Annotated in this window: 27 protein-coding genes and 1 tRNA gene; 20 read left to right on the top strand and 8 right to left on the bottom strand. The window is 43.4% G+C overall.

Annotated elements, in window-relative coordinates; all coding sequences use genetic code 11:
• Positions 1 to 56 precede the first annotated feature (56 nt).
• Positions 57 to 1319, bottom strand: a complete 1263-nt coding sequence (locus HUG20_RS15835; protein ID WP_200085658.1) for a BaiN/RdsA family NAD(P)/FAD-dependent oxidoreductase — start codon at positions 1317 to 1319, stop codon at positions 57 to 59.
• Between the two features lie 165 nt (positions 1320 to 1484).
• Here HUG20_RS15835 and HUG20_RS15830 point away from each other — a divergent pair.
• The 4 genes from HUG20_RS15830 (at position 1485) to HUG20_RS15815 (ending at position 3476) form a co-directional block, all read left to right on the top strand.
• Positions 1485 to 1577: transfer RNA gene (locus tag HUG20_RS15830), tRNA-Ser, on the top strand.
• A 291-nt stretch (positions 1578 to 1868) separates the two neighbouring features.
• A complete protein-coding gene (locus HUG20_RS15825) occupies positions 1869 to 2081 on the top strand; it encodes a hypothetical protein (protein ID WP_200085657.1) in 213 nt (70 codons plus the stop codon).
• A gap of 206 nt (positions 2082 to 2287) precedes the next feature.
• Positions 2288 to 2896, top strand: coding sequence for a transglutaminase-like domain-containing protein (locus HUG20_RS15820; protein WP_200085656.1), 609 nt, complete (start codon positions 2288 to 2290; stop codon positions 2894 to 2896).
• A gap of 61 nt (positions 2897 to 2957) precedes the next feature.
• Positions 2958 to 3476, top strand: a complete 519-nt coding sequence (locus HUG20_RS15815; RefSeq protein WP_200085655.1) for a DinB family protein — start codon at positions 2958 to 2960, stop codon at positions 3474 to 3476.
• Between the two features lie 304 nt (positions 3477 to 3780).
• On the opposite strand, the gene HUG20_RS15810 is transcribed toward HUG20_RS15815, so the two are convergent.
• The gene (locus tag HUG20_RS15810) at positions 3781 to 4764 is read right to left on the bottom strand and encodes a ring-cleaving dioxygenase (protein ID WP_425504076.1); all 984 of its coding nucleotides are present in this window, start codon (positions 4762 to 4764) and stop codon (positions 3781 to 3783) included.
• 95 nt (positions 4765 to 4859) lie between these two features.
• Positions 4860 to 5255: a transcriptional regulator SpxA gene (gene spxA / locus HUG20_RS15805; RefSeq protein WP_200085653.1), complete on the bottom strand. Its 396-nt coding sequence runs from the start codon at positions 5253 to 5255 to the stop codon at positions 4860 to 4862.
• A gap of 80 nt (positions 5256 to 5335) precedes the next feature.
• On the opposite strand from spxA, the gene HUG20_RS15800 reads away from it, so the two are divergent.
• The 9 genes from HUG20_RS15800 (at position 5336) to HUG20_RS15765 (ending at position 11518) form a co-directional block, all read left to right on the top strand.
• Positions 5336 to 5776: an alpha/beta fold hydrolase gene (locus tag HUG20_RS15800; RefSeq protein ID WP_211199991.1), complete on the top strand. Its 441-nt coding sequence runs from the start codon at positions 5336 to 5338 to the stop codon at positions 5774 to 5776.
• Positions 5777 to 5888: 112 nt separating this feature from the next.
• Complete coding sequence (locus tag HUG20_RS15795) at positions 5889 to 6116, top strand: hypothetical protein (protein WP_200085651.1); 228 nt, start codon at positions 5889 to 5891, stop codon at positions 6114 to 6116.
• Positions 6117 to 6786: 670 nt separating this feature from the next.
• Positions 6787 to 7563, top strand: coding sequence for an ABC transporter ATP-binding protein (locus tag HUG20_RS15790; protein WP_200085650.1), 777 nt, complete (start codon positions 6787 to 6789; stop codon positions 7561 to 7563).
• Positions 7563 to 8174: an ABC-2 transporter permease gene (locus HUG20_RS15785; RefSeq protein WP_200085649.1), complete on the top strand. Its 612-nt coding sequence runs from the start codon at positions 7563 to 7565 to the stop codon at positions 8172 to 8174. The genes HUG20_RS15790 and HUG20_RS15785 overlap by 1 nt, the downstream gene beginning before the upstream one ends.
• Positions 8175 to 8186: 12 nt before the next feature.
• Positions 8187 to 8594 (top strand): secondary thiamine-phosphate synthase enzyme YjbQ, encoded by a 408-nt coding sequence (locus HUG20_RS15780; RefSeq protein WP_200085648.1) that lies wholly within the window; start codon positions 8187 to 8189, stop codon positions 8592 to 8594.
• Between the two features lie 74 nt (positions 8595 to 8668).
• The gene (locus HUG20_RS15775) at positions 8669 to 9001 is read left to right on the top strand and encodes a hypothetical protein (protein WP_200085647.1); all 333 of its coding nucleotides are present in this window, start codon (positions 8669 to 8671) and stop codon (positions 8999 to 9001) included.
• A 69-nt stretch (positions 9002 to 9070) separates the two neighbouring features.
• Entirely contained in the window at positions 9071 to 9265 is a 195-nt protein-coding gene (locus HUG20_RS15770; protein ID WP_211199990.1) for a hypothetical protein, read from the top strand.
• Between the two features lie 86 nt (positions 9266 to 9351).
• Positions 9352 to 9723 (top strand): DUF6884 domain-containing protein, encoded by a 372-nt coding sequence (locus tag HUG20_RS20025; protein WP_425504123.1) that lies wholly within the window; start codon positions 9352 to 9354, stop codon positions 9721 to 9723.
• A 463-nt stretch (positions 9724 to 10186) separates the two neighbouring features.
• Positions 10187 to 11518, top strand: coding sequence for a DUF308 domain-containing protein (locus HUG20_RS15765; protein ID WP_200085645.1), 1332 nt, complete (start codon positions 10187 to 10189; stop codon positions 11516 to 11518).
• A gap of 528 nt (positions 11519 to 12046) precedes the next feature.
• Here HUG20_RS15765 and HUG20_RS15760 read toward each other — a convergent pair.
• Positions 12047 to 12292 (bottom strand): hypothetical protein, encoded by a 246-nt coding sequence (locus HUG20_RS15760; RefSeq protein ID WP_200085644.1) that lies wholly within the window; start codon positions 12290 to 12292, stop codon positions 12047 to 12049.
• 57 nt (positions 12293 to 12349) lie between these two features.
• On the opposite strand from HUG20_RS15760, the gene HUG20_RS19635 reads away from it, so the two are divergent.
• From HUG20_RS19635 to HUG20_RS15745, 5 genes are all read left to right on the top strand, one after another.
• Positions 12350 to 12481 carry a hypothetical protein gene (locus tag HUG20_RS19635; protein WP_281392436.1) on the top strand — a complete coding sequence of 44 codons (132 nt, stop codon included), beginning with the start codon at positions 12350 to 12352 and terminating at the stop codon, positions 12479 to 12481.
• Positions 12482 to 12630: 149 nt separating this feature from the next.
• The gene (cls, locus tag HUG20_RS15755; protein ID WP_200090548.1) at positions 12631 to 14082 is read left to right on the top strand and encodes a cardiolipin synthase; all 1452 of its coding nucleotides are present in this window, start codon (positions 12631 to 12633) and stop codon (positions 14080 to 14082) included.
• A 339-nt stretch (positions 14083 to 14421) separates the two neighbouring features.
• A complete protein-coding gene (locus HUG20_RS19630; RefSeq protein WP_281392430.1) occupies positions 14422 to 14553 on the top strand; it encodes a hypothetical protein in 132 nt (43 codons plus the stop codon).
• A gap of 357 nt (positions 14554 to 14910) precedes the next feature.
• Positions 14911 to 15240 carry a hypothetical protein gene (locus HUG20_RS15750; RefSeq protein ID WP_200085643.1) on the top strand — a complete coding sequence of 110 codons (330 nt, stop codon included), beginning with the start codon at positions 14911 to 14913 and terminating at the stop codon, positions 15238 to 15240.
• Positions 15241 to 15257: 17 nt separating this feature from the next.
• Positions 15258 to 15710, top strand: coding sequence for a DUF6884 domain-containing protein (locus HUG20_RS15745; RefSeq protein ID WP_200085642.1), 453 nt, complete (start codon positions 15258 to 15260; stop codon positions 15708 to 15710).
• Positions 15711 to 15856: 146 nt separating this feature from the next.
• Here the strand turns inward: HUG20_RS15745 and HUG20_RS15740 are convergent, their stop codons facing one another.
• Together HUG20_RS15740 and HUG20_RS15735 are read right to left on the bottom strand one after the other, a co-directional pair.
• Positions 15857 to 16690 carry a DMT family transporter gene (locus tag HUG20_RS15740; protein ID WP_200085641.1) on the bottom strand — a complete coding sequence of 278 codons (834 nt, stop codon included), beginning with the start codon at positions 16688 to 16690 and terminating at the stop codon, positions 15857 to 15859.
• Between the two features lie 397 nt (positions 16691 to 17087).
• Positions 17088 to 18365: an acyl-CoA thioesterase/bile acid-CoA:amino acid N-acyltransferase family protein gene (locus HUG20_RS15735; protein ID WP_200085640.1), complete on the bottom strand. Its 1278-nt coding sequence runs from the start codon at positions 18363 to 18365 to the stop codon at positions 17088 to 17090.
• Between the two features lie 65 nt (positions 18366 to 18430).
• Between HUG20_RS15735 and HUG20_RS15730 the strand changes: the two genes are divergently transcribed.
• Positions 18431 to 18631, top strand: a complete 201-nt coding sequence (locus tag HUG20_RS15730; RefSeq protein WP_200085639.1) for a hypothetical protein — start codon at positions 18431 to 18433, stop codon at positions 18629 to 18631.
• A 129-nt stretch (positions 18632 to 18760) separates the two neighbouring features.
• Here HUG20_RS15730 and HUG20_RS15725 read toward each other — a convergent pair whose 3' ends face one another.
• On the bottom strand, positions 18761 to 19030 hold the full coding sequence (locus HUG20_RS15725; protein WP_200085638.1) for a hypothetical protein: 270 nt from the start codon (positions 19028 to 19030) through the stop codon (positions 18761 to 18763).
• A gap of 685 nt (positions 19031 to 19715) precedes the next feature.
• On the bottom strand, positions 19716 to 20660 hold the full coding sequence (locus tag HUG20_RS15720) for an aldo/keto reductase family protein (RefSeq protein ID WP_200085637.1): 945 nt from the start codon (positions 20658 to 20660) through the stop codon (positions 19716 to 19718).
• Positions 20661 to 20879: 219 nt separating this feature from the next.
• On the opposite strand from HUG20_RS15720, the gene HUG20_RS15715 reads away from it, so the two are divergent.
• Positions 20880 to 22502 carry a putative polysaccharide biosynthesis protein gene (locus HUG20_RS15715; protein ID WP_200085636.1) on the top strand — a complete coding sequence of 541 codons (1623 nt, stop codon included), beginning with the start codon at positions 20880 to 20882 and terminating at the stop codon, positions 22500 to 22502.
• Positions 22503 to 22514 lie beyond the last annotated feature (12 nt).

Raw genomic sequence — 22514 nt, 5'->3', positions numbered from 1 at the left:
GGCTGATATAATGTTGTTTTTGGCTGATATATTCCCGATTTCGGCTGATATCGTTTTTAGTTGTCACGAATGTCTGCCGCGCTTTTCCCTGCTGTATGTCCCGTTGAAAATGCACAGGTAATATTGAAGCCGCCCGTATATGCGTGGATATCGAGCACTTCCCCGCAAAAATAAAGCCCCTGTTTTATTTTTGATTGCATCGTTTTTGGCTCGATTTCTTTAACCGAAACCCCTCCACCGGTGACGAATGCTTTTTTCAACGAGAGCGTGCCGTCGGATGAGAAGGTAAAATGTTTCATTTCCTTTGCCAACGCTTGCAGTGTTTCGGCACGGACATCTTTTAAAGATGAAGAGGCATCAATGTGTGCCCGTTCCAATAAAAGAAGGAGAAAACGTTCCGGTGCGAGCGAAGAAAGGACATTTTTGCAGGATTTTTCGCCGCTAGCTTTTTTCATTTTTTGAAGCATTTGTTCCAAATCCCCAACTTTTTTTCCTGGGTGAAGGTCAATGCTTAATTTAACGGGTTGGCCGCCAGTCTTCTTCCGCTCTTTCACGATGTATTGGCTGCAGCGTAGAGCAATCGGTCCGGATATTCCAAAGTGTGTAAAAAGCATATCGCCTTCATGTTTTACGATTGCTTTCTTTTTTTGATTCCAGACAGTCAGTTCAACATCTCGAAGGGATAAGCCTTGCAATGCCCGCTCACGGATGAATGGGTCACTTGAGGTGATGGGAACTTCCGTTGGATAAAGCTCGGTAACGGTATGTCCGGCGTTTCTTGCCCACGGATAAGCATCACCGGTAGAACCCGTGTGCGGCACGGAAGTACCGCCTGTCGCAACGATGACTTGGTCAGCTGAAGCAACGGTATTATTTTCCAATTTCACCCCTGTTACGCGTTCTTGATCAAAGGTGAGACCGGTGACACGTTGATCGGTGATTGTCTCGACTCCTTTGAGGCGAAGTTGGTCGAGCAGTGTTTGTACGACAGTAGCTGCTTTATCATTCACCGGAAACATTCTCCCCATGTCTTCTTCTTTGAGGGCAATGCCTAATCCTTCGAAAAAAGCAATGATATCTTCGTTATTAAAGACGGAAAACGGGCTATACATAAATTTCCCGTTCCCGGGAATGTAACGAATCAGCTCACGCTCATCCATGCGATTCGTCACATTGCAGCGCCCGCCGCCGGAGATTGCCAGTTTACGACCCAACTTATTTCCTTTATCGATTAACGTAACGTCTGCACCATGAGACGCAGCGGCAACGGCAGCCATTAAACCTGCGGGGCCGCCGCCAACGACGATGACTTTGTGCATGATTATCTCCCTTAAAAATGTAGTCAAACGTTATCTTATCATGTGCGGAGGTGTAGAGCGAATCAGCGATAAGATGTTGGACGATAAGTCCTATTCGGAAATTTAAACAGATCGCTTGAAAAAAAACAACATTTCCGTTAGGATATAAAGCTGTACGGCGTTTTCGGAGGAGTACCCAAGTTCGGCTGAAGGGGGTAGACTCGAAATCTACTAGGGGCTTCACGGCCCGCGGGGGTTCGAATCCCTCCTCCTCCGCCATTGTTTATTTGACGGTACATACAGCAATTTCTGAGCGGAAAATAACGCAGGAAATGCCCGAAAAACACCTAGCAGTTTGGCGGTGTAGCCCGTTAGAGACTGCTAACGGTAGCAATAGTTTTCTCATTTCTAGGGTTAAAATGGATATTTTTGATGGATTGCTGAGTAACGGAAAAAGACTGGCACATAAGCATTTTCCGTTGGTGTTGTCAAAGCTGGATGCAAGGAAATCCATCCTATAAGCAAAAAAACCCTTGCACTTCTGGCAACGTACGGAGGGACGGTGCTGTAATGGCGAGACTCCAGCGGAAAAACGGACGCGTCAAGCCCCCGCAGCGCCGGTTTTGCGCGAGGAGGCTTGCCCGTTCGTCCGCGGAAAGCGAAGCCATGGAAGCGGCATCCCGGCTTCAGCTGATAACTGCAAGTTGTTCAGCAATCCCTACCTACCTAAGTGCAACTAAGACTTTTCGTCATAAAGGATTGGCGAAAAGCCAAGTTTTCTAATGTCTGAAACAGGATAGATAAGAAGCATCGAAATTAAACCTTAAAAAGGGCTGACGCGATTCTGACGTAGCTTAATCGTTTGTATTCTTCCGTTAACGGATCAGATTGGTTAATAAGAAAGAAGTTGCAAAGCCTTGAAAAAGTCGTGTGCTTATGTATAATTATACTCAAATATAATTAATTATACATAAATAGAGGGGTGAGCTATGAATATGATTTGTGAGTCCGAGGAAATGAATGATTATTTAATGGACTCCAATGAGGTTAACTATGCCCAACCGATCGTTCAGAAGAAAATTGCTGAACTTTTTGATCGCTCTCAAACAGAAGGAGAGAAAGCTAAGATTGCGTTCGAATTTGTCAGAGATGAAATCCTTCATTCATGGGATATTCAAGGAACCAGGGTTACTTGTAAAGCTTCAAGTACCTTGGCTTATAAAGAAGGAATTTGTTATGCAAAGTCCCATTTACTTGCTGCTTTGTTACGTTCGCAAAATATCCCAACGGGCTTTTGTTATCAACGCTTAATGCTGTTTGATACACCAGAGAAGGGTTATTGTATCCATGCCCTAAATGCCATTTTTCTAAAATCGCTTAATAAATGGATTCGATTAGATGCCCGTGGAAATAAAGAAGGGATTGATGCTCAATTTTCAACGGTTGAAGAATTATTGGCTTTTAGGGTTGATGAAGATAAAGACGAAAAAGATTATCCGATCATTTACGCAAAACCACATGCAAAAACACTTGCCGTTTTAAAAGAGCATACAGATGCGGTTGAAATGTATAAGCATCATTTGCCAGAATATTTATAGTTATTCTGTTAAAAGGCGCATTCTTTAAATATTAAACTCCCTTCAAAGGTGGATTTAACCGATGTTTTTCGATTTACAAGGTGACGTAAACATGTCACCGATAGTGGGATTGTTATACTCGGCTGTGAAGGAAAATAGCCAACGACTACAATTAATCAGTAATGGGATGTCACAAGAAGAGGTGGATTACAAGGGTCCAAATAACACCTTTAATAGTGCGGCTCAGTTAATAAACCATCTCACGTATGTTGATGTTAATTGGGTGTATAGAATCAAAGGACAATCCCTTCCCTCTTCTTTAGAAGAAAAATACGGACCTGCATTAGACACAAATGGGAAGCTTCCAATGGTTAAAGACAAGTCTATGAATGCTTTGTTGTCTAACCATGAGGGTGTTATTAAAATGTTGCAAGAAGCTTGCGCGCAACTTAGAGACGATGATTTAGTAAAAGTGATCTCTTTCGGACATGAAAATGAAAAACAAGCAACCATTCGCTGGGGCCTATGGCATATTGCAGACCACAATAGGTATCATCAGGCTCATATTAACCACCTAAGAAAGTGGTTTAAGGATCATTGAAACGATATTGCGATCTTCTGTTACCGAGGCGCAAGAAAAATAAGAATTGCACTCTTTCTGCCAAAAAAAGCTAAAGATTGCTTTACTTTAATGTGAATTTGAATTTTCTTCCATAATAACCTCGCAAATTAGGTGCGGGTATTAGGATGTCATTTTGGCAAAAGTACAACTTTTTTATCCCTGTTTCTCACATTCTATTTTGGTGCAACTTGGCATTTATTTTTTTATGTCTCGTGTTGCGTTGGAATATGTAAAAAAACTCGCTATAAACAAGGTAGCGAGTTCTCTTTCCCACAATTGTGCATTATTCGTGTTCCTTTTCAAACTCCTTCGTGCTTCTCACTGTGTCAATGGCGCGGACTTGTTTTTCAATTTCTTTGCGTTCGGATTCAAAGAATGGAGGCAAAGATAACGTTTCTCCAAGTGTTTCGTACGGTTCGTCGCCCATGAAGCCGGGACCATCGGTAGCAAATTCAAACAATATGCGCGGAGCAACATTGGAATATAATGAACCGAAATAATAGCGTTCCACATAACCGGAATTCGGTACATTGAACGACTGCAATTGTTTCATCCATTCATCCAAATGCGCACGGTCGTTAACGCGGAATGCGGTATGATGAACCGTTCCATACCCTTGTCGTGCTTGGGGAAGAATCGCATTATACTCCACGATAACTTGGGCACCATTCCCGCCTTCGCCTGCCTCAAACAAGCGGAAAGAGCCTTCTTTGCCAATTTCCTTAAATAATAATATCTTCTCCATCATTTCCTTAAAATAATCAACGTTATCCACGCGTACAAAGATTGGCCCTAGCCCCGTAATCGCATATTCCGAAGGGATCGGTCCTTTTTGCCACGGTGTGCCGGAAGCAACGCCTTGATTGTTTTCATCAGAAATCAACTGATATTGTTGATCGTCAAAATCGACAAACGAAAGCGTCTTTTTCCCGAATTGCTCCTTGACGCCTTTGTGGTTTACTTCCAGACGGTCAAAACGTTTCACCCAATAGTCCAAAGCTTCGTCACTCGGCACACGGAAGGACGTTTTTGCAATCTCATTCGTACCGTGCACACCTTTTGGAATGCCGGGGAAATCAAAGAATGTCATATCCGTACCCGGGTTTCCTTCATCATCTGCAAAAAATAAGTGATAGGTCTGAATGTCATCCTGATTCACCGTTTTTTTGACTAAACGCATGCCCAATACATACGTGAAAAATTCATAAATTTTCTCTGCGCTGCTCGTGATGGCTGTCACGTGATGTATTCCTTTTAAATGTTCCATAATAAAATCCTCCATTGTTGTATTTAAATAGACGTCGTTGTTCGTACGATTTATTATGGGTGATCGATGGTTTTTTTATCTAAAGTATTTCCTTATTAGTTAACGGCGTCCAGCACTTCCTCTAGTTGAAACTTGCGGACGGTTCTTGGTAGAAACATGCGGATTTCATCTTCGTTGTAGCCGACTTGCAGACGCTTTTCATCAACGATAATGGGCCGTTTTAGTATGCCGGGATTTTCTTGAATGAAACGGAATAGATCACTTATCGGCAATTGCTCAATATTAACATCACTGTTTTGAAATTGTTTTGAGCGTTTCGAAATAATCTCATCCGTTCCGTCTTCAGTTAAACTTAAAATGCTTTTAATTTCGTCCGCAGTTATTGTCTCAGAAAACAAATTCCGTTCTCTAAAAGGAATATCATGCTCTTGCAACCATGTTTTTGCCTTTCTGCAAGATGTACAACTTGAAGTCGTATAAAGGGTTATCATACAATCGCTCCTTACTATTATTTCATATATCTTTAAATAAAGATATATGGTAAAAAAGGTGAAAGATCTGATGTTTATATGTGTTGACGACCTACTCTTTTCCGAATGTGCTGCCCTTTAGAGCCATGCAATTTTTACGAAATACCGGAATTGTTCGCGCTTTCGGATCCATCTATCCGGGGTTCTTGGATACAAATGAAAATTTACCGGATGACGTTCTTGAATTAAATCGCAAGCAGACGATGGAAAACCTCTGGAACAACACCATGTTGGAAGAGAGGTCGCATTTAAACAACAACGGTCATGCCGTGCTTGATGGCGGAGAGATAGGTGACATTCCATTAACGATTATCACCGGTGGCGCAAACGATATGGAAGGTTGGGGCGAATCGCAAAAAGACTTACTGGAATGGTCTGCAGAAAGTGAACAGATCGTCGTTTCCGAAGGTGATCATTTTTTGCACACCGATCATCCGGAAGAGGTCATTGACGCAGTGCGCACGCTTGTGTCTTCCGATTAACCTTAAAGGACTAAGGCTTCCACCAGTGGAAGCCTTAGTTTTACTTAGGGACTGTTGAATAACGGAAAAAGACTGGCACATAAGCATTTTCCGTTGGTGTTGTTAAAACTGGATGCAAGGAAATCCATCCTATAAACAAAAAACCCTTGCACTTCTGGCAACGTACGGAGGGACGGTGCTGCAATGGCGAGGCTCCAGCGGAAAAACGGACGCGTCAAGACCCCGAAGCGCCGCGAGGAGGCTTGACCGTTCGTCCGCGGAAAGCGAAGCCATGGAAGCGGCATCCCGGCTTCAGCTGATAGCCGCAAGTTGTTCAGCAATCCCTACTTATACCCAATGACATTTATCATTTTTTTCCGTTAAAGCAGAATGATGGACATAGGTCTTCGTCTGCCAATGTCCAAATTCGATGATTTGCCGTCCAATGGACGCCATGAAATGAAAAAGTGAGTTGTTTTATGGCTTCGTAACGATCCGATGATGCCAGTATATGCTAGATTCTGTACATTCATGGCGCCCAAAGGATTGCGATTTGACAAACAGAGACTTTTCAGTGATGTTCCCCCTCATTTTTAATTTTGGCAGAGGCTCTATACTTAATTATTTACCAAATCTAAACACTCTTAAAATGAAAAACAGGCGAACTTCTAAAAGTTCGCCGTGGAAATGTTGTTTTTATTTAGAGCTGTCCACCACTAATTTCGATAAATCTTCATTTAATGCTTCCAGTTGCAATCAAGACTTTCATCGATGGCGCTTTTGCTGCGATGTACTTCTTTGGCGACTGTTCCGGACTGTTCTTGAATCTCGTGGACGATATCGGCGATCTTTTTCGTTGATTGTTGGGAATCTACCGCGAAATTATAATGCGATCAAACGATAATTTTGATAAAGTGAAATGATGGCGATGCTTAAAAAGATGATCAGATAATTGGAAAGCTTTGGTGGATATTATACCATGAAAATAGATCTATTCCATCTTTCAACAAAATGATTTTCGAGGTGATCGGATGTCCATGTCTCTCGAGTTTGACGAAGTTACAAAGAAAAGGGATCAATTCATATTATCGCTGCCCGGGCAGGTGATTGAAAAGGGAGAAATTCTCGGTGTCATCGGCAACAACGGCGCAGGGAAGTCGACGATGATTCAACTCGTACTCGGATTAATCCGCCCGACGAGTGGCAATATTTATCGGCATACGGACCAGGGAGCAGCAATGTCAATGCAAGAATGGAAGCAAACAGTCGGCTTTGTTTTCGATGATTTATCGGTGTACGATGATATGCATGCGTTGAAACTGTCTTCATTTTTAAGCGAGGTATATTCAGGCTGGGATGACATGTATTTTTTTTCATTGCTCGATCAATTTGACGTCGATAAAAAGAAAAAAGTAAAGACATACTCACGTGGCATGCGCATGAAAACCGGTATTGCAGTAGCGCTTGCCCACCATCCGGAAGTGTTGGTGCTCGATGAACCTACCTCCGGCTTGGACACGAAGTCAAGAAAACAAATGATTGCATTGTTGAATGAGGAAAATAAAAAGCGTGGAACAACGATTATTTTTTCTTCGCATATTTTGGACGATATGGAGCAGCTTGCTACAACGATCTGGTTGATGGAAAAAGGAGAGATTCTCGCGCACGGTCCGGTAGATAAGATGCGGGAAAATCATGCTGTAGCTGCTGACGGTACGATACATAAAAAAAAGCCTGAAGAAGAGGAAGGATTGAAGCAAGCCACCTTGGAAGATTTGCATGATTATTATTTAGGGGGTGGCATGTAATGGCGGCTCTTATGAAATTGGATCTTTGGCTATTGCGCTGGGCAATTGTTTTTATTGTAATCATTGCGCCGGTCGCCGGGGCTGTATTTTACACAGATTATTCCGTGACCGGCTTCGTGATCATATTCATATTGGCGCTGACGTTGACGCAAATAGATGATAAACATAAAACGAGAAGGTTCATGCTTTCGCTGCCCTTTCCTTTAAAAACTTTCTTTCAAGCACGGGCGCTCGTTGTCATGCTCATCGGTGTGATTTGGGTTATGCTTGAAGGATTTGGAAGAATGATCGGGTTTGGAGATGCGCCTCTTTCTGAAATCCTTATCCATGCAAGCGCACAAATGGCAACGATGTTTGTCCTGGCTCCTTCGGTGATTGCCATGCTCACGTTATTAAAACATCCCGTTATTAAATGGGGGATAACCTTTATTTTTTATATGATGGTGGTCATGATAGGCACGCTGATGGGCGTGTTTGTCACTGAGATTTTCAATTACATGGAAGCATTGGGATATGCACTCGCGGGGGTTATTCTCATCATCGGCATCCTCGCCTTTTGGCTCATTTTGCTGCTCGCCAACGCCATTCGGTCACGTGTGGATCTGGTATAAGGAGGAATTTTTATGAAACTGTTTCAGTATAAAACATCTAAACGGGATGAAATGCTTGACATCACCGGAGATATTCAAGGTTGGGTAAGGAAAGAGGGGTATCGCGATGGCATCGTCACGCTTTTTAACATGCACACGACCGCGGGTTTAACGATTAATGAAAATGCTGACCCCGATGTCAAAACAGACTTTATACGGCGCCTGGATGAAATTTATCCTTGGGACCACCCTGAAGACCGGCACGGGGAAGGAAATACAGCAGCCCATCTGAAAGCGAGCACCGTGGGGACGAGTGAAACAGTGTTTGTAAAGGACGGAAAACTGGTACTCGGGACGTGGCAAGGCATTTATTATTGTGAGTTCGACGGGCCGCGGTCAAATAGAAAAGTGTATGCACGTTTTGAAAGCGAAGAAGCGTGACTCAGGGCATAAGAAACGAAGCATGAATTTTGATGAAATAAAAGAATAGCAATAAGAAAATGGGAGGTTCAGTAATGAGCAGAAGAGGAAGAAGAGGAGGCGGAGGACGTCGTGGTGGAGGGCGTTCGAAAGTAGGAGCGGGCGTTGCTCGCGGTGGCAGACCACGCGGATCTGCGGGCGGCTCCTCCGGTCGTGCGACAAGTCGCTCGTCAAATAGTAGCGGCAGGGGTGGCACAGGTTCTTTCCTCGGCGGCATGGCATTAGGCTCCATGTTCGGGGGCCGTCGTCGCCGTTATCGCAGAGGGTACCGTGGGGGACTTGGTGGCGGTGCGGGGTGCGGCGTGATTGGATGTATGGGTGTAGGATTAGTTTTGATCGTGATTATTGTACTGTTTTTCTTAATGTAAAGTAGGGACTGCTGAATAATGGAAAAAGACTGGCACATAAGCATTTTCCGTTGGTGTTGTCAAAACTGGATGCAAGGAAATCCATCCTATAAGCAAAAAACCCTTGCACTTCTGGCAACGTACGGAGGGACGGTGCTGCAATGGCGAGACTCCAGCGGAAAAACGGACGCGTCAAGCCCCCGCAGCGCCGGTTTTGCGCGAGGAGGCTTGACCGTTCGTCCGCGGAAAGCGAAGCCATGGAAGCGGCATTCCGGCTTCAGCTGATAGCTGCACGTTGTTCAGCAATCCCTAAAGTAGGACGGTGATTTTTTGACAACCCTTGCCATTCTCCCATGTGGAAATAAAAAAATCTGAGACAAAGAAGGGGAGATTGGCCCGTCTTTGCCTGCGATGCCTACGTTGGGACATTTCACCGTCTATGCCGTGCATACGCAGAGATGTTTCATCCCCGATGGGTGGTTTTATCAGCGAAACACGAATTTTTGCTGCCGGAGGACACTGTTCCCGGACCCTATGACTTATCGTTTAGCCATAAAAGTGATGATATTATTTCAATGAAATGTTTAGCTGAGCAGGTGCGAGGGATACGACTGAACGAGTCTCAACATCTCGTCGTTCTTACCGGTAAAAAGTATAAACTAATCGTTGAAAAAAGTTTTGGTCCCAGACATCGAGATTCCGAACGCTCCATCGCCCCCGGCCACGGGAATTTAGCTTGTTAGAGGTCAATTGAAAGTCAAATCCATAATTATGTGTGAAAGTGTCACAATGTAATAACCATGAAGAGATAGGTGTTGAACTTGGGGTGTTCCTTTCTAGAGGAACCTTATAAGGAAACATTTATTAAATTTCTCTTGCTAGTTCTTGTTTGTTCACTTGCTTATATATCGGTTGGTTTTCCTTTTTAAAAAGTTCGATCGTCACGATCAAGCTTTTCTTCATGTTCTTTGAGTAGCGTCAATTTCCAATAGCATATTCTTTATCTTTAACAAGGGGGAAAATGATGAGGACGATTGGTTGGCCGTCTATTTTTCTTATACTCATCATTGTCATGTTGGTTGTATTATTAGTCATATGGAAAAAGAGGACCAAACCGTAAAAGGTAACTTACAGAAAAGGCACGATTGTTTAGGAGGTAACATCGAAGTTCATGGGGAATAAAAAATGAAGCAGGGGGTGTTCTGATTGGCAATCAAAACAATTGTTCGTCAAGCAGGTGTTGATGACAATCCAAACATCATCTCTGCAGTAGCAAATCTACGGTCAAACAGTGCGAAAAGTATTGGGAATAAGATTTGGGGCGTGCTTTTTCTCATCGTAACGATCGCGGCTTTTTTTGGTGCTATAACTGTACTTGAATTAATCTTTTTTCATCCATTTGACGGAATAAACACACTGGGTATAATGTTCGGTGGAGTATTAATGGTATCTATTATGATCTATATGGGAATCGCTGCTTATAAGAATTTTTCTGCTAAAAGTAATTGGTTTCTCATTTTGTATCCCGATAAAATACTTTGTATATTTCGGAAGAAACCAAACGAAAAATTTCAGGAAAAAGAACTGCATTTGGAACAGGTAAAAGCGTGTCTACTCCAAAGAAAGAAAAAAATTGAACTTATTCGAACGCGATCAAGCATCAGACGTGCCACAATGTTTCTAAGCGTAACACTGTTAGCTGCGTGTGGAGATGATGAAGAAGAAGCGACGGGTGATGGTGCAACGGACAATGATGATGACACTACGGAAGCTGAAGAAGCTGAAGAAAGTGATGGCACGGATGAGGACATTGAGGCAACCGAAGAGGAAGAGGAAAGCGAGAATGATACAGAAAATGGATCTTCGAGAGATTTTGATGAAGAAGACGACAATGGGTCTTGGAGAGACTTTGCGGAGGAAGAAGATGAAAGCGGAAACAATGGGGGGAACTCATTCGAACCGTTTGAGTATGAAGGCGCTTGGCCGGACGTCGGGGTCGAAGTAGAATCTTCCGAAAGCGATTTGGAAGATGACTTAGTCGTTTTCTTTGAGGCGCAAATTGATGAAGAATTCCCGCAACATTCCAGTGAGTATACATCTTATTTAAGAAGTGTAGTTAATGCCGTTGAGCAAAACGTCACTGTCGATGTTCATTACGATCGTTTTATGGATGTTGTACCTGAGCGTATCCGCAACATGGAACGTGCCGAATTCACAACAGATGAAGTCGAGTTTATACGTGCGGCATACTTGGAAGGGATGCAAGTTCATCACGACGTTGTAGAAATCTTGGATGGTCAATTTGATGACATCCACGAAGAACAGCATGACCCTGAATTGGAAGAAGCGTTTTATGACGGAATCGTTGAAGGCAATCACCTACTGGCCACCGCTTACATTCAAATGGTTCAAATTGCAGAAGAAACCGATGTTATCGATATAGATGAACTTACCGAGATGGAAGAATTCATTGAGAATAATTATTTTGAAGAGCTTGAGGAAGAACTTGAGGATGACATTGATGAAATGGTCGTTTAGCCTCAATGATGACATGTATTGGAGTTCCGCCAACGCTAATCACATGGAACTCCAATCGTTACATAAGTATCAAGACATTGAAGATGATTAAAGAAATCGAGAGAATGCAAACTTTTGGGGTTTATTTCTATTTAAGAATGCTTCAGATAGCGTTATCTCTTTGCCATTGCCATTGCCATTGTCACAAACCAACCATCCAATTCATCGATAACAAGAACATAATTAAAAAAGCTAGCCCAAGGGCATTGGATCTCAAAGCAAGAGGGTACCGTTTTGTGTGTCGGCACCTAAAGAAGTTGTTTCCGAGGCGATTGAAAAGCTAGGAGCAATTGTCGATTACGAGGACTAGGCTAATCAATGCTTGGTCTTTTTATTATGGGTCGAATGTTTCTGTCGACCAAAAAATAGCTATCTGCTTTACGAAAAAAACCTGATAGCGGGGTTCGCTACCAGGAAATTGTTCCAAGATCCCCATGTCCTTCCCTGCTGGTCTACCCCAACCAAACCTCCCCCTGTTTCGTCTTTCTGTTACTGCTCATTGTACATGTCATCCTCTTCTTTATCCCACCAAGCATAATTTTCACTCAGTAAAATAACATCGCTAGGCATATGTATTACTGCCACCTTTGTGTAAGTATAAAAACCCACCAAAAAAATAGATGAGCGCAAAAACCAACTGATATATATTAGTAAATCTAATGTAGGGACTGCTGAATAGCGGAAAAAGACTGGCCCATAAGCATTTTCCGTTGGTGTTGTCGAAGCTGGATGCAAGGAAATCCATCCTAAAAGCAAAAAACCCTTGCACTTCTGGCAACGTACGGAGGGATGGTGCTGCAATGGCGAGACTCCAGCGGAAAAACGGACGCGTCAAGCCCCCGCAGCGCCGGTTTTGCGCGAGGAGGCTTGACCGTTCGTCCGCGGAAAGCGAAGCCATGGAAGCGGCATCCCGGCTTCAGCTGATAGCCGCAAGTTGTTCAGCAATCCCTAATGTAGTTAATCTAATTATCATTGACTAAAATTTCAATTCGATATAGTGTAGTAGAAATAAAGCTGATATATTCGTAATGAAATGGTTTAAATGCAAATAAAGAAAGTGTGTATTTTTGGAAATGGAAATAGGTAATATTATTACAATGATTGCTTCTATCGTTATTTTTATTAATTTATTACTGGCCCTAGGTGTGATATTTTTTGAGAAAAGAGATATCGGCTATACTTGGGCATGGTTGCTAGTTTTATTTTTTTTACCTATCGTTGGATTTTTAATTTATATTTTCTTAGGTCGCAGTTTAAAACAAAATAACTTTTACAAATTAACAACAGAAGAACAAAAACTGCTAAAAGAGGATGTAGACACACAATTAAAGCTGATAGACGAGGAAAAACAAGTGCCTTGGTTAAAGCAGTACAATGACATAATCACCATGAATCTGCGTTCTTCTCATGGTAGGTTATCAGAGGATAATGAGATTTACATATTTAACGATGGTCATATAAAGTTTGATGCTCTATTGAATGACATCCAGGCTGCAAAACGAGAAATTAATGTGCAATATTATATTATCCAGCCAGATCATCTCGGAAAAAGGTTAAGAGATGCACTGATAACAAAAGCAAAAGAGGGTGTTAAGGTTCGTGTTTTATATGATGAAGTCGGATCAAAAAAATTACCGTCTGGATTCTTTGAGGATTTAAAACAGGCTGGCGGAGAAGTACGTGTGTTCTTTCCATCATTATTAAAATTGATTAATTTCCGAATGAATAACCGAAATCACAGAAAACTGGTCATTATTGACGGGGAATTAACCTATATTGGCGGTTTCAATGTCGGCGATGAATATCTTGGGGAGAACAAAAAATTTGGTTACTGGCGGGATACACATTTAAAAATATATGGAAATGCTGTCAACGATACCCAAGTAAGATTTATCATGGACTGGCATCAGGCCGGAAAAGACAAAGAGCATGATGATTATAAAGATTTTTGCTTCCATTTAGAAAAGCATCATGGAACAAGCCCTGTGCAAGTTGTTTCCAGCGGTCCAAATTCAGAGACAGAGCATTTAAAGAACATGTATATTAAGATGATTCTCTCAGCTAAGGAAAGCGTCTGTATTCAAACGCCATACTTTATACCAGATACCAGCTTTATGGATGCTTGTAAAATGGCACTATTATCAGGAGTAGATATTCGGATTATGATCCCCTGCAAACCGGATCATCCGTTTGTTTACTGGGCAACATGGGCATATGCCGGAGGCTTGTTAGAATACGGAGCGAAAATATTGCTTTATGAGAATGGATTTCTACATGCAAAAACCATCGTCGTTGACCAGAAAATTTCTGCTGTCGGTACGATGAATGTCGATTCCCGAAGCTTCCGATTAAATTTTGAAGTGAGTGCGATTACTTATGACGAAGCAGTTTCTAAAGAATTGTACAATATATATGAAGAGGACTGTAAGTTAAGTACTGAATTAACACTTGAGCGTTATCATAAACGGTCCTTATGGATTAAATTCAAAGAAGATATTTCTCGTTTACTTTCGCCAATCTTGTAAGGATAGACCGTGTATAGCATGAAAAAGCTATTCACGGTTTGTTAATTTTTACATTTTTTAAGCTGAAAACATTTGAAACCGATAGCTCCTAAATAATCCGCACGTAGCATCAAGCCTATAATGATGACGACAAACTAATGGAAGTTAGCAACACGATTAAAGCAAGGACGAAAGGACTCCAAAATGGTATCGATAAAATTTAACATAAATAGGGACTGCTGAATAACGGAAAAAGACTGGCACATAAGTATTTTCCGTTGGTGTTGTCAAAACTGGATGCAAGTAAATCCATCCTAAAAGCAAAAAACCCTTGCACTTCTGGCAACGTACGGAGGGATGGTGCTGCAATGGCGAGACTCCAGCGGAAAAACGGACGCGTCAAGACCCCGCAGCGCCGGTTTTGCGCGAGGAGGCTTGACCGTTCGTCCGCGGAAAGCGAAGCCATGGAAGCGGCATCCCGGCTTCAGCTGATAACTGCAAGTTGTTCAGCATTCCCTAAATATGCTCAATCACTGTAAAATCGGATACAATGTGTACCATAATCCTTTCAGCGATTGGTTTCTTTTCTTGGTTAGGTGTGGGTACCATTTTGCTAAAAAAGGTTATTTTCCTGCTTACCTCTATCATGCGCGATCTCGAGCTGCCTGCTCATCGCTACGCATCGCTGATCCATTGCTTTCGTTCCTCTGCGTGGTCGTTGGCATCCGCGTTCGAATCGAAAAGTGTATGCACGATTTGAGGGCGAAAAAGCATGACAATGGACCTGAGAAACAAAGCACGAATTTTGATAAACTGAGAGGAGAGCAAAAAGAAAAAGGAGGTTCAGTAATGAGCAGAAGAGGAAGAGGAGGTGGCGGAAGCCGTGGCAGAGGGCGTACGAGAGTGGGAGCGGGCGTTGCTCGCGGCGGAAGATCACGCGGATCTGCGGGCGGCTTCTCCGGTCGTGCGTCAAGTCGTTCGTCAAATAATAGCGGCAACGGTAGGGGTGGAGGTTCTTTCCTCGGCGGCATGGCATTAGGTTCCATGCTTGGAGGTCGTCGCCGCCGTTATCGCAGAGGTTACCGTGGCGGGTTTGGTGGACCGGGATGCGGTGTGATTGGCTGTATGGGTGCAGGATTGCTTTTACTCGTGATTATTGTACTGTTTTTCTTAATGTAGAATAGGTCGGTGATTTTTTGACAACCCTTGCCATTCTCCCTTGCGGGAATAAAAAAATCTGGGACAAAGAAGGGGAGGTTGGCCCCGTCTTTGCCCGCGATGCTTACATTGGTACATTTCATCGCTTATGTCGTGCGTATGCAGAGATGTTTCATCCCCAATGGGTGATTTTATCAGCGAAACATGGTTTTTTGCAGCCGGATGACACTGTGCTTGGACCCTACAACGTATCGTTTAGTCATAAAAGTGATGCCATTATTTCAATGAATTGTTTGGCTGAACAAGTTCAAAAGAAACGATTGAACGATTTTCAACATCTCGTCGTTCTTACCGGTAAAAAGTACAAGCCGATTGTTGAAAAAAGTTTTGGTTCACATGCCGACATAGAGATGCCGTTACTTGGCAGTCGCGGGATTGGCGAAATGCAGCAAAAGTTAAAACAAGCGGTCAAAGAAGAAAAGCCATTGTAGTCGAAAATGTAAAATAAAGCTGTACCGTTTCCCCTTTGGATGTGGTTTGTCTAAGGGGGTTCTTTAATATAAGGTTATACCGCAGACTATGATCTGGATAACAAAAAGGTTTCAATTGGGGCTTCCTCGATTTTATTATCGAAATATTAAGAGATAGCTATGGCAATGACGCCAATTACCATAATCATCGCAGCAATAAGTCTTCGTCTTCCAAAACTTTCTTTGAAGAAAACGACTCCAAATGCTGCACCGATTAAAATGCTCAGCTCCCTTACCGGCGAAACATAACTCACAGGTGTCGTCACCATTGCAATTAATATCAATATATAAGCCAATGGATTTAAAAAGCCTACACCAATCGTCTCCAGCTTCAGCTTCTTCCAGTCTTGACGGACTTGCTGCCAATGTTTTTTGGCAAATGGAATAAGTAAAATCACTTGTCCAAGAATACTGCCATAACTAAGTAAGACAGGGTGGATGACCGTCACACTGACAATATATTTATCCAAAAGAGAATAACTAGCAATCGTGCACCCAATCAAGACGCCATACAAAATCGCAGGGAGTACATTTTTTTCTCGTAAAATCCGTAATCCACCGGTAAATATAAACACGCTGAAAACAATGAATAAAATACCTATCTGTCCAAGCCCGTTCAGCTCTTCACCTAACAAGAAAAACGCTGCTATGGCAATCAGCATTGGACCAATTCCACGGGCAATCGGATAGATTAATGAAAAATCACCTATCCGGTATCCTTTTTGTAACGTTACTGCATAGAGCATATGTAAAATAGCACTTGCCAAAATTAATCCTAGTTCTAACCAACCAACCTTCACATCAGTCCATAATATAACAACGAAAACAAGAGGGCTATAAATCACAGCACTTACAAGCATATATAGCCATACAAAAGAAGTACCTCCTGATGATTTTTTCGCTAAAAAGTTCCACGTCGCATGAATAATAGCGGAAATCACAACGAGGCTTAGTGCTCATGTCGTCATCTGGTGCCCTTCTTTCCTCCAAAAAACTTAATACTCATTTTGTATTCATCGTATCACTTTTTTGCTCTAAAAATCATACTGGATTCAGCAATCAGGTGGGGAAAACTGCTTTTGTATGATAAATTTGTGATTATTAATACAAATGTAGAGAGATATCGAATGGACGGGGAATACTTAATGAATACATTAGAAAAACGTAAGATCTGAGCTTATATCTTAAGGCATACATTTATTCTTCTCCTATACTTCTTTGGAGAAATTACGGAAAAACATACACCACAGTAGTTCCACCTGAAAAAACGCGCAACGTGGGGCTATATTACAGCCCCTATCTTCCTTAACAATTCCGATGTTGCGGGGATTGTAAATTCTACGTATGTTTTTTCAAAAATGCCAGGATCTCAGGCCAAGAATCAGATGCTGCTTGCGCGTTTGCCCTTTTGGTACCGCCGAAAGCTAATGTCATACCGCCGCCGACGTGCATATTGATGTTTGCGGGGAGGCTTGGCAGACCGTACGGAAATGATAAAAAATGTCCGGCATTTGCATAGTGTAAATAGACGTTTTGTTGATCAAGGACAGTTTTAGTTTCATTGGCATAATAAGTGGAAGGCCAGAGTTGATCGTCGCCTCCTGCGATCGTCATTACCGGTGCGTTGATTGTTTCGATCGGGATACGTGAATGTTTTACTTTTTCAAGGTTGCTCAACGTATGGTTCCAGATGCCCAGAAATGATACTGGCTTTTTTAGCAACCAATTCTTAAACATGGAAAACATTATCGAAGGACGATAAGAAAATTTCATGTAAGGCAAGTTTTCTTGCTTATAAGTCCATGAAGGAATCGGCGCGAAGGTGTTGTTTTTCAAACCGGCGGTAACATACATGCTCGGGGCGCCAGCGATGATCGCTTGGTAATCATTAAATGTCGCTCCCAATAAAAGGGCCAACTCGCCTCCCCTCGAAAAGCCAATCAGTGATGCTTGGCCATTCACGGAGGGGTGTTTTTTTAACCAAGTCGTAGCGTCTTCAAAGTATTCCAAAGGAATGTTTTCCAGATTCTTCGGAACACCTTCAGTTCCAAAGTAAGCGAGTGCCAACACGGAATATCCATAAGAAGCAAGCAGTGCCGCTCCCTGTTCTGACATGCCTCCATCAGACCCTCCAAGAAGCAGTATGCCCGGGGACGGCTCTTGATTATTTGCCGCATGGAACATCACGCCCGTACATTCCGGCTCTTTTACGACAACTCTTTTGACATCATTTTTATAGAAATGGCGAAGAATGGTAACAGTTTCTATTACATTTTCAATTTCCAAATTAATTTGTATGGATAGCGGTGTTGCTTCGTTTTTCAGAAAATAATCGTCGAGTTTGGATTTTTTGTGCTGCATCGACCAAAACAATCCGAGGGGATCGGCATCTTCGTAAGTTCCTTCTACCGGTTGTGCTTGTGATATGTCTACATAGCCTGAATCGTCTGTGCGGAACCGTGCATACGATTCAAACAATTTCTCTTCGTCATCGTTTGCCGTTGCCCGAACGGTGATTATATCGTTAGTTGGACAATCGTGGACGACTATATGCACATTTTCGTCCACATAGGCATCGGTGGGGTGAACAGATAGTGCTGGCTTTGTGGTTATCATAGGGTGTGCTCCTTATTTAGGGACTGCTGAATAACGGAGAAAGACTGGCACATAAGCATTTTCCGTTGGCGTTGCCAAAACTGGATGCAAGGAAATCCATCCGAGAAGCATTTTCGGCAACGTACGGAGGGATGACGCTGCAATGGCGAGACTCCAGCGGAAAAACGGACGCGTCAAGACCCCGCAGCGCCGGTTTTGCGCGAGGAGGCTTGACCGTTCGTCCGCGGAAAGCGAAGCCATGGAAGCGGCATCCTGGCTTCAGTTGATAGCTGCAAGTTGTTCAGCAATCCCTATTTAATGGTCTTGAACTAGTAGAACGTTTCAAAAGTTCTTCCCCCATTGAAAATAGTATAATTTTTGTTCCTCTGATGGCACCTAGACCTCCATTTGAGGGATTAGTTTGCTTTTCTTGTTCCTCTCAGAGCAACTCGACCTCCGTCTGAGGGATTACTGTACTTTCGAGCAAAACGTGATTCGTTGCTTCCCCACGCATCGGATATAGTAATTGCCTGCATCGGCCAACGGGCAATCGGAGACGCTCCCTTCATTAGATCCCCCCCGGTTACGCTTGCTGTAAACCCGGCGATTTGAATGATATCAGAAGTTCCTTCCAAAAATCCTGTTCGCATTTCGTCGATAGATTGATAAAGCGGACTAGTGCCCATCGCACCTCCGAGCAGTGGTTACGGTCTTTTTAAGGTTCACAACGTCCCCTGAATTGGCAGAAACTGCTGATATGGAGTACATTGAAAGATCCAACGTCCCCCGAAATGGCAGAAACTGTTGACCTGAAGGACGTTGAAAGATCCAACGTCCCCCGAAATGGCAGAAACTGTTGATCTGAAGGACGTTGAAAGGTCCAACGTCCCCTGAACCGGTAGAAAACGCTGATTCGGGTGCATTGAAAGGGCAGATCGGGGGTAGAATAAAATCCTTTATATAATGGCCCCGTTACCGCCTTCCGGAAGGAACTTTTGAAACACGCCACTAGTGGATGGGCGAGTATGCGAAACCGTCCCTCTCAGAGTGGGAAACCATCCTTTAGAGGTACGGCAGCGTGGTTCCTGTCCCTCTCGGAGTGATATGTCCATCTTTAGAGGGATGACAGCGTGATCCCATTGTGGGTATGGCGCACAAAAGGAGGGAGAATGTCTGGGATAGATCATTATTAAAGGGTAGTTGAATGAACCATTTACATCAATTTTGTCATTCTGCCCACGACCCCCTTTTTGAGAAATTATTCTTGTTTGCATTCTCGGATGTGAGCAAGAAATTCAACCATCCTGCATTAATATTAAAAATCTCCCGGAAGATTCCCTCCACTCCCGGGAGATAACGGCAAACGGACATTCATCCTTCTAAAATCGTTTCGATCCGTTCCAATGAATCGGCTGAAAGTTTTACGCCGCTTGCTTCTACATTCTCCACCACCTGTTCCGGGCGGCTTGCGCCGATGAGGGCACTGGAGACGTTCGTTTGACGTAGAATCCAGGCAATGGCCAATTGGGAGAGCGATAATTCTTCCTTCGCCGCCACTTCCTGCAATTCAGCCACGCGATCGAGTGACTCATCGTTAAGGAAGCGGGAGATCACTTTATAATTTTCGGCAGCACGGCTGTTTTTGGGAATGTCTGCGCCTTTTTGATACTTGCCGCTTAGTACGCCTTGGGCAAGCGGAGAAAAGACGACTTGCCCGATGCCGTGTTGTTCGCCTTGAGGGATGATTTCTTTTTCAATGTAACGGTTGAGCATATTATAGATCGGTTGGTTGACGACGAGGCGATCGAGCAACCGTTTGTCGGCAATGTGCAATGCTTCCGCAATTTGTGCCGGAGACCATTCGCTTACGCCGATGTAGAGCACTTTTCCTTGCCGCACCAAGTCATCGAGTGCGCGCAGTGTTTCGTATAATGGGGTTTCCGGGTCATATCGATGGCAATAATAGAGGTCGACATAATCATGGCCGAGCCTTTGGAGGCTGGCGTTGCATTGTTCGATGATATGTTTGCGAGAGAGCCCCTGATCGTTTGGGCCTTCACCCATGGGGTTGAATACTTTCGTCGCGAGTACGTATGATTCGCGTGGATATTCCCGCAATGCCTCGCCGACGACCTTCTCTGCTTCCCCGCGTCGATAGACATTGGCGGTATCGAAAAAATTGATGCCGAGTCCGTAGGCTTTATGGATAGATTTAAGGGCTGCATCTTTTTCAACATAACCGCCATACGTGAGCCAACTTCCGAGGCTGATTTCACTGACTTTTACTCCGGTGTTTCCTAAATTGCGATATTCCAATTTTGGTCTCCTTCCTGTAAAAAAAGTCGATCCCTATCATTAATAATAGCATAAAAATGAGCTTTTCATCAGCGCGGGGGTTTTTAATTTGCTAGATAAAATCGGCGCGTTCCATGACAACTCGACACAATTTAGACATTCGTTTCCCGTCCCCACTTATGATAAAATACGAGGGATAACCATTGTACGGTTTTTGCAAGAAGGGTGCGTTGATGAAAGATGTCGGATAACAAACTTGTTCGGGGAACGATGTTGCTTACCGGGGCAACGTTTACTTCGAGATTCCTCGGGTTGATTTACATATTACCTTTTACAATGCTCGTCGGGCAGCAGGGGAATGCCCTTTATCAATATGGATACCTCCCTTATAGCATCTTATTAAGTTTGGCGACTCTCGGCGTGCCGATGGCTGTGTCCAAATTTGTCTCTAAATACAATGCGCTCGATGATTACGTGACGGGTCAACGCTTGTTCCGATCGGGTGTTATTTTTATGACGATCACGGGATTTATCGCGTTTTTGGTTTTGTTTATCATGGCCCCGACCGTTGCCGGTTGGGTGCTTCCCGCTGGGGATTCGTCCGGGAACAGCCATAGCGATGTTGTGTTTACGATCCGCATGGTTAGCATCGCCTTGTTGATCATGCCGGGAATGGCAGTGTTTAGAGGTTATTTTCAAGGTTTTCATTCCATGGGTCCAACTGCGGCGTCACAAGTGATTGAACAATTCGCCCGTATACTTTTTATTCTGGTGACGGCATATTTCGTTCTGCAAGTCTTCGGAGGATCTATAGGATTGGCCGTCGGTCTGGCAACATTCGGGGCATTCATCGGCGGATTGGGCTCGTTGCTTGTGCTTTTCTATTTTTGGAAGAAACGAAAAGCAGGAATTCAGAAGCAAATTAGAGAAAGTAAAAAGGACTATCAGCTGCCTCTTTCATCCATGTATAAAGAATTGATTGCTTACGCTTTGCCTTTATCGCTTGTTGGGCTTGCGATCCCTCTCTTTCAGGCGATTGATTTGTTTACTTTTAATGACGCAATGACCGAGGGCTACGGTGCAAATGCCGGACAAGCAGAAACGGCATTCGGTGCGTTTTCACGTACAACCCATGCATTAATCATGATCCCGGTAGCATTGGCGACAGCGATGTCGGTGAATCTTATTCCGTCCATTACGAAAGCCAATACAAACCGCGATTTGGAAAGCATGCACGGGCTTATCACAAAGTCCTTCCAAATCATTCTTTTTTTCACGATTCCGGCAGCATTTGGGTTGGCCATTTTAGCGATACCGGCATTTGCTTCCTTGTACGGGCTTGAAGATTTGGAAATCGGGGGCATGATTTTGAGTTACTATGCTCCTGCGGCAATCTTGTTTTCCATCTTCGCCGTTACGGCAGCAATTCTCCAAGGGATGAATCGGCAAAAATATGCTGTGATCGGGCTTTGTATTGGGCTTTTCTTTAAGCTTGTGCTCAATTATTGGTTGATCAGCAGTTTTGGGGCCGTTGGCGGTATAGTCGCTACCATCATTGGCTATACATTGGCGATTGGATTTAACATCTGGGCTGTTGGAAAATTTGCGGCTTACCAATATATGCAAATCGGAAAACATGCCGCGATCATTCTCGGTATAACGGCGGTGATGGCCGTGTCGGTATACATCGTTCGTGAAGGGGGCATGGTCGTGTTCGATACAACCGGGCAGTTCGGTTTTGTTGTCATTTTGGCATTTGGCGTATTGATTGGCGTCCTCCTATACTTTATTTTGAGCATTCGAGCCGGGGTGGCAGAAAAAGTGCTCGGCAATCGTTTTTCATTTACGAAACCGAGAAGGTAATCTTTGTTTTTA

The sequence above is a fragment of the Salicibibacter cibi genome (assembly GCF_016495865.1).
GTDB lineage: Bacteria > Bacillota > Bacilli > Bacillales > Marinococcaceae > Salicibibacter > Salicibibacter cibi.
Note: the sequence above shows the minus strand (reverse complement) of the source record. Positions and strands in the feature narration are given on the sequence as shown.

What these genes read in the sequence shown, in the direction of transcription:
- HUG20_RS15835 (WP_200085658.1), bottom strand. Translation starts at nt 1,319, where the DNA reads ATGCACAAAGTCATCGTCGTTGGCGGCGGCCCCGCAGGTTTAATGGCT.
- HUG20_RS15825 (WP_200085657.1), top strand. Translation starts at nt 1,869, where the DNA reads ATGGCGAGACTCCAGCGGAAAAACGGACGCGTCAAGCCCCCGCAGCGC.
- HUG20_RS15820 (WP_200085656.1), top strand. Translation starts at nt 2,288, where the DNA reads ATGAATATGATTTGTGAGTCCGAGGAAATGAATGATTATTTAATGGAC.
- HUG20_RS15815 (WP_200085655.1), top strand. Translation starts at nt 2,958, where the DNA reads ATGTTTTTCGATTTACAAGGTGACGTAAACATGTCACCGATAGTGGGA.
- HUG20_RS15810 (WP_425504076.1), bottom strand. Translation starts at nt 4,764, where the DNA reads ATGGAACATTTAAAAGGAATACATCACGTGACAGCCATCACGAGCAGC.
- spxA (WP_200085653.1), bottom strand. Translation starts at nt 5,255, where the DNA reads ATGATAACCCTTTATACGACTTCAAGTTGTACATCTTGCAGAAAGGCA.
- HUG20_RS15795 (WP_200085651.1), top strand. Translation starts at nt 5,889, where the DNA reads ATGCAAGGAAATCCATCCTATAAACAAAAAACCCTTGCACTTCTGGCA.
- HUG20_RS15790 (WP_200085650.1), top strand. Translation starts at nt 6,787, where the DNA reads ATGTCCATGTCTCTCGAGTTTGACGAAGTTACAAAGAAAAGGGATCAA.
- HUG20_RS15785 (WP_200085649.1), top strand. Translation starts at nt 7,563, where the DNA reads ATGGCGGCTCTTATGAAATTGGATCTTTGGCTATTGCGCTGGGCAATT.
- HUG20_RS15780 (WP_200085648.1), top strand. Translation starts at nt 8,187, where the DNA reads ATGAAACTGTTTCAGTATAAAACATCTAAACGGGATGAAATGCTTGAC.
- HUG20_RS15775 (WP_200085647.1), top strand. Translation starts at nt 8,669, where the DNA reads ATGAGCAGAAGAGGAAGAAGAGGAGGCGGAGGACGTCGTGGTGGAGGG.
- HUG20_RS15770 (WP_211199990.1), top strand. Translation starts at nt 9,071, where the DNA reads ATGCAAGGAAATCCATCCTATAAGCAAAAAACCCTTGCACTTCTGGCA.
- cls (WP_200090548.1), top strand. Translation starts at nt 12,631, where the DNA reads ATGGAAATAGGTAATATTATTACAATGATTGCTTCTATCGTTATTTTT.
- HUG20_RS15750 (WP_200085643.1), top strand. Translation starts at nt 14,911, where the DNA reads ATGAGCAGAAGAGGAAGAGGAGGTGGCGGAAGCCGTGGCAGAGGGCGT.
- HUG20_RS15735 (WP_200085640.1), bottom strand. Translation starts at nt 18,365, where the DNA reads ATGATAACCACAAAGCCAGCACTATCTGTTCACCCCACCGATGCCTAT.
- HUG20_RS15725 (WP_200085638.1), bottom strand. Translation starts at nt 19,030, where the DNA reads ATGGGCACTAGTCCGCTTTATCAATCTATCGACGAAATGCGAACAGGA.
- HUG20_RS15715 (WP_200085636.1), top strand. Translation starts at nt 20,880, where the DNA reads ATGTCGGATAACAAACTTGTTCGGGGAACGATGTTGCTTACCGGGGCA.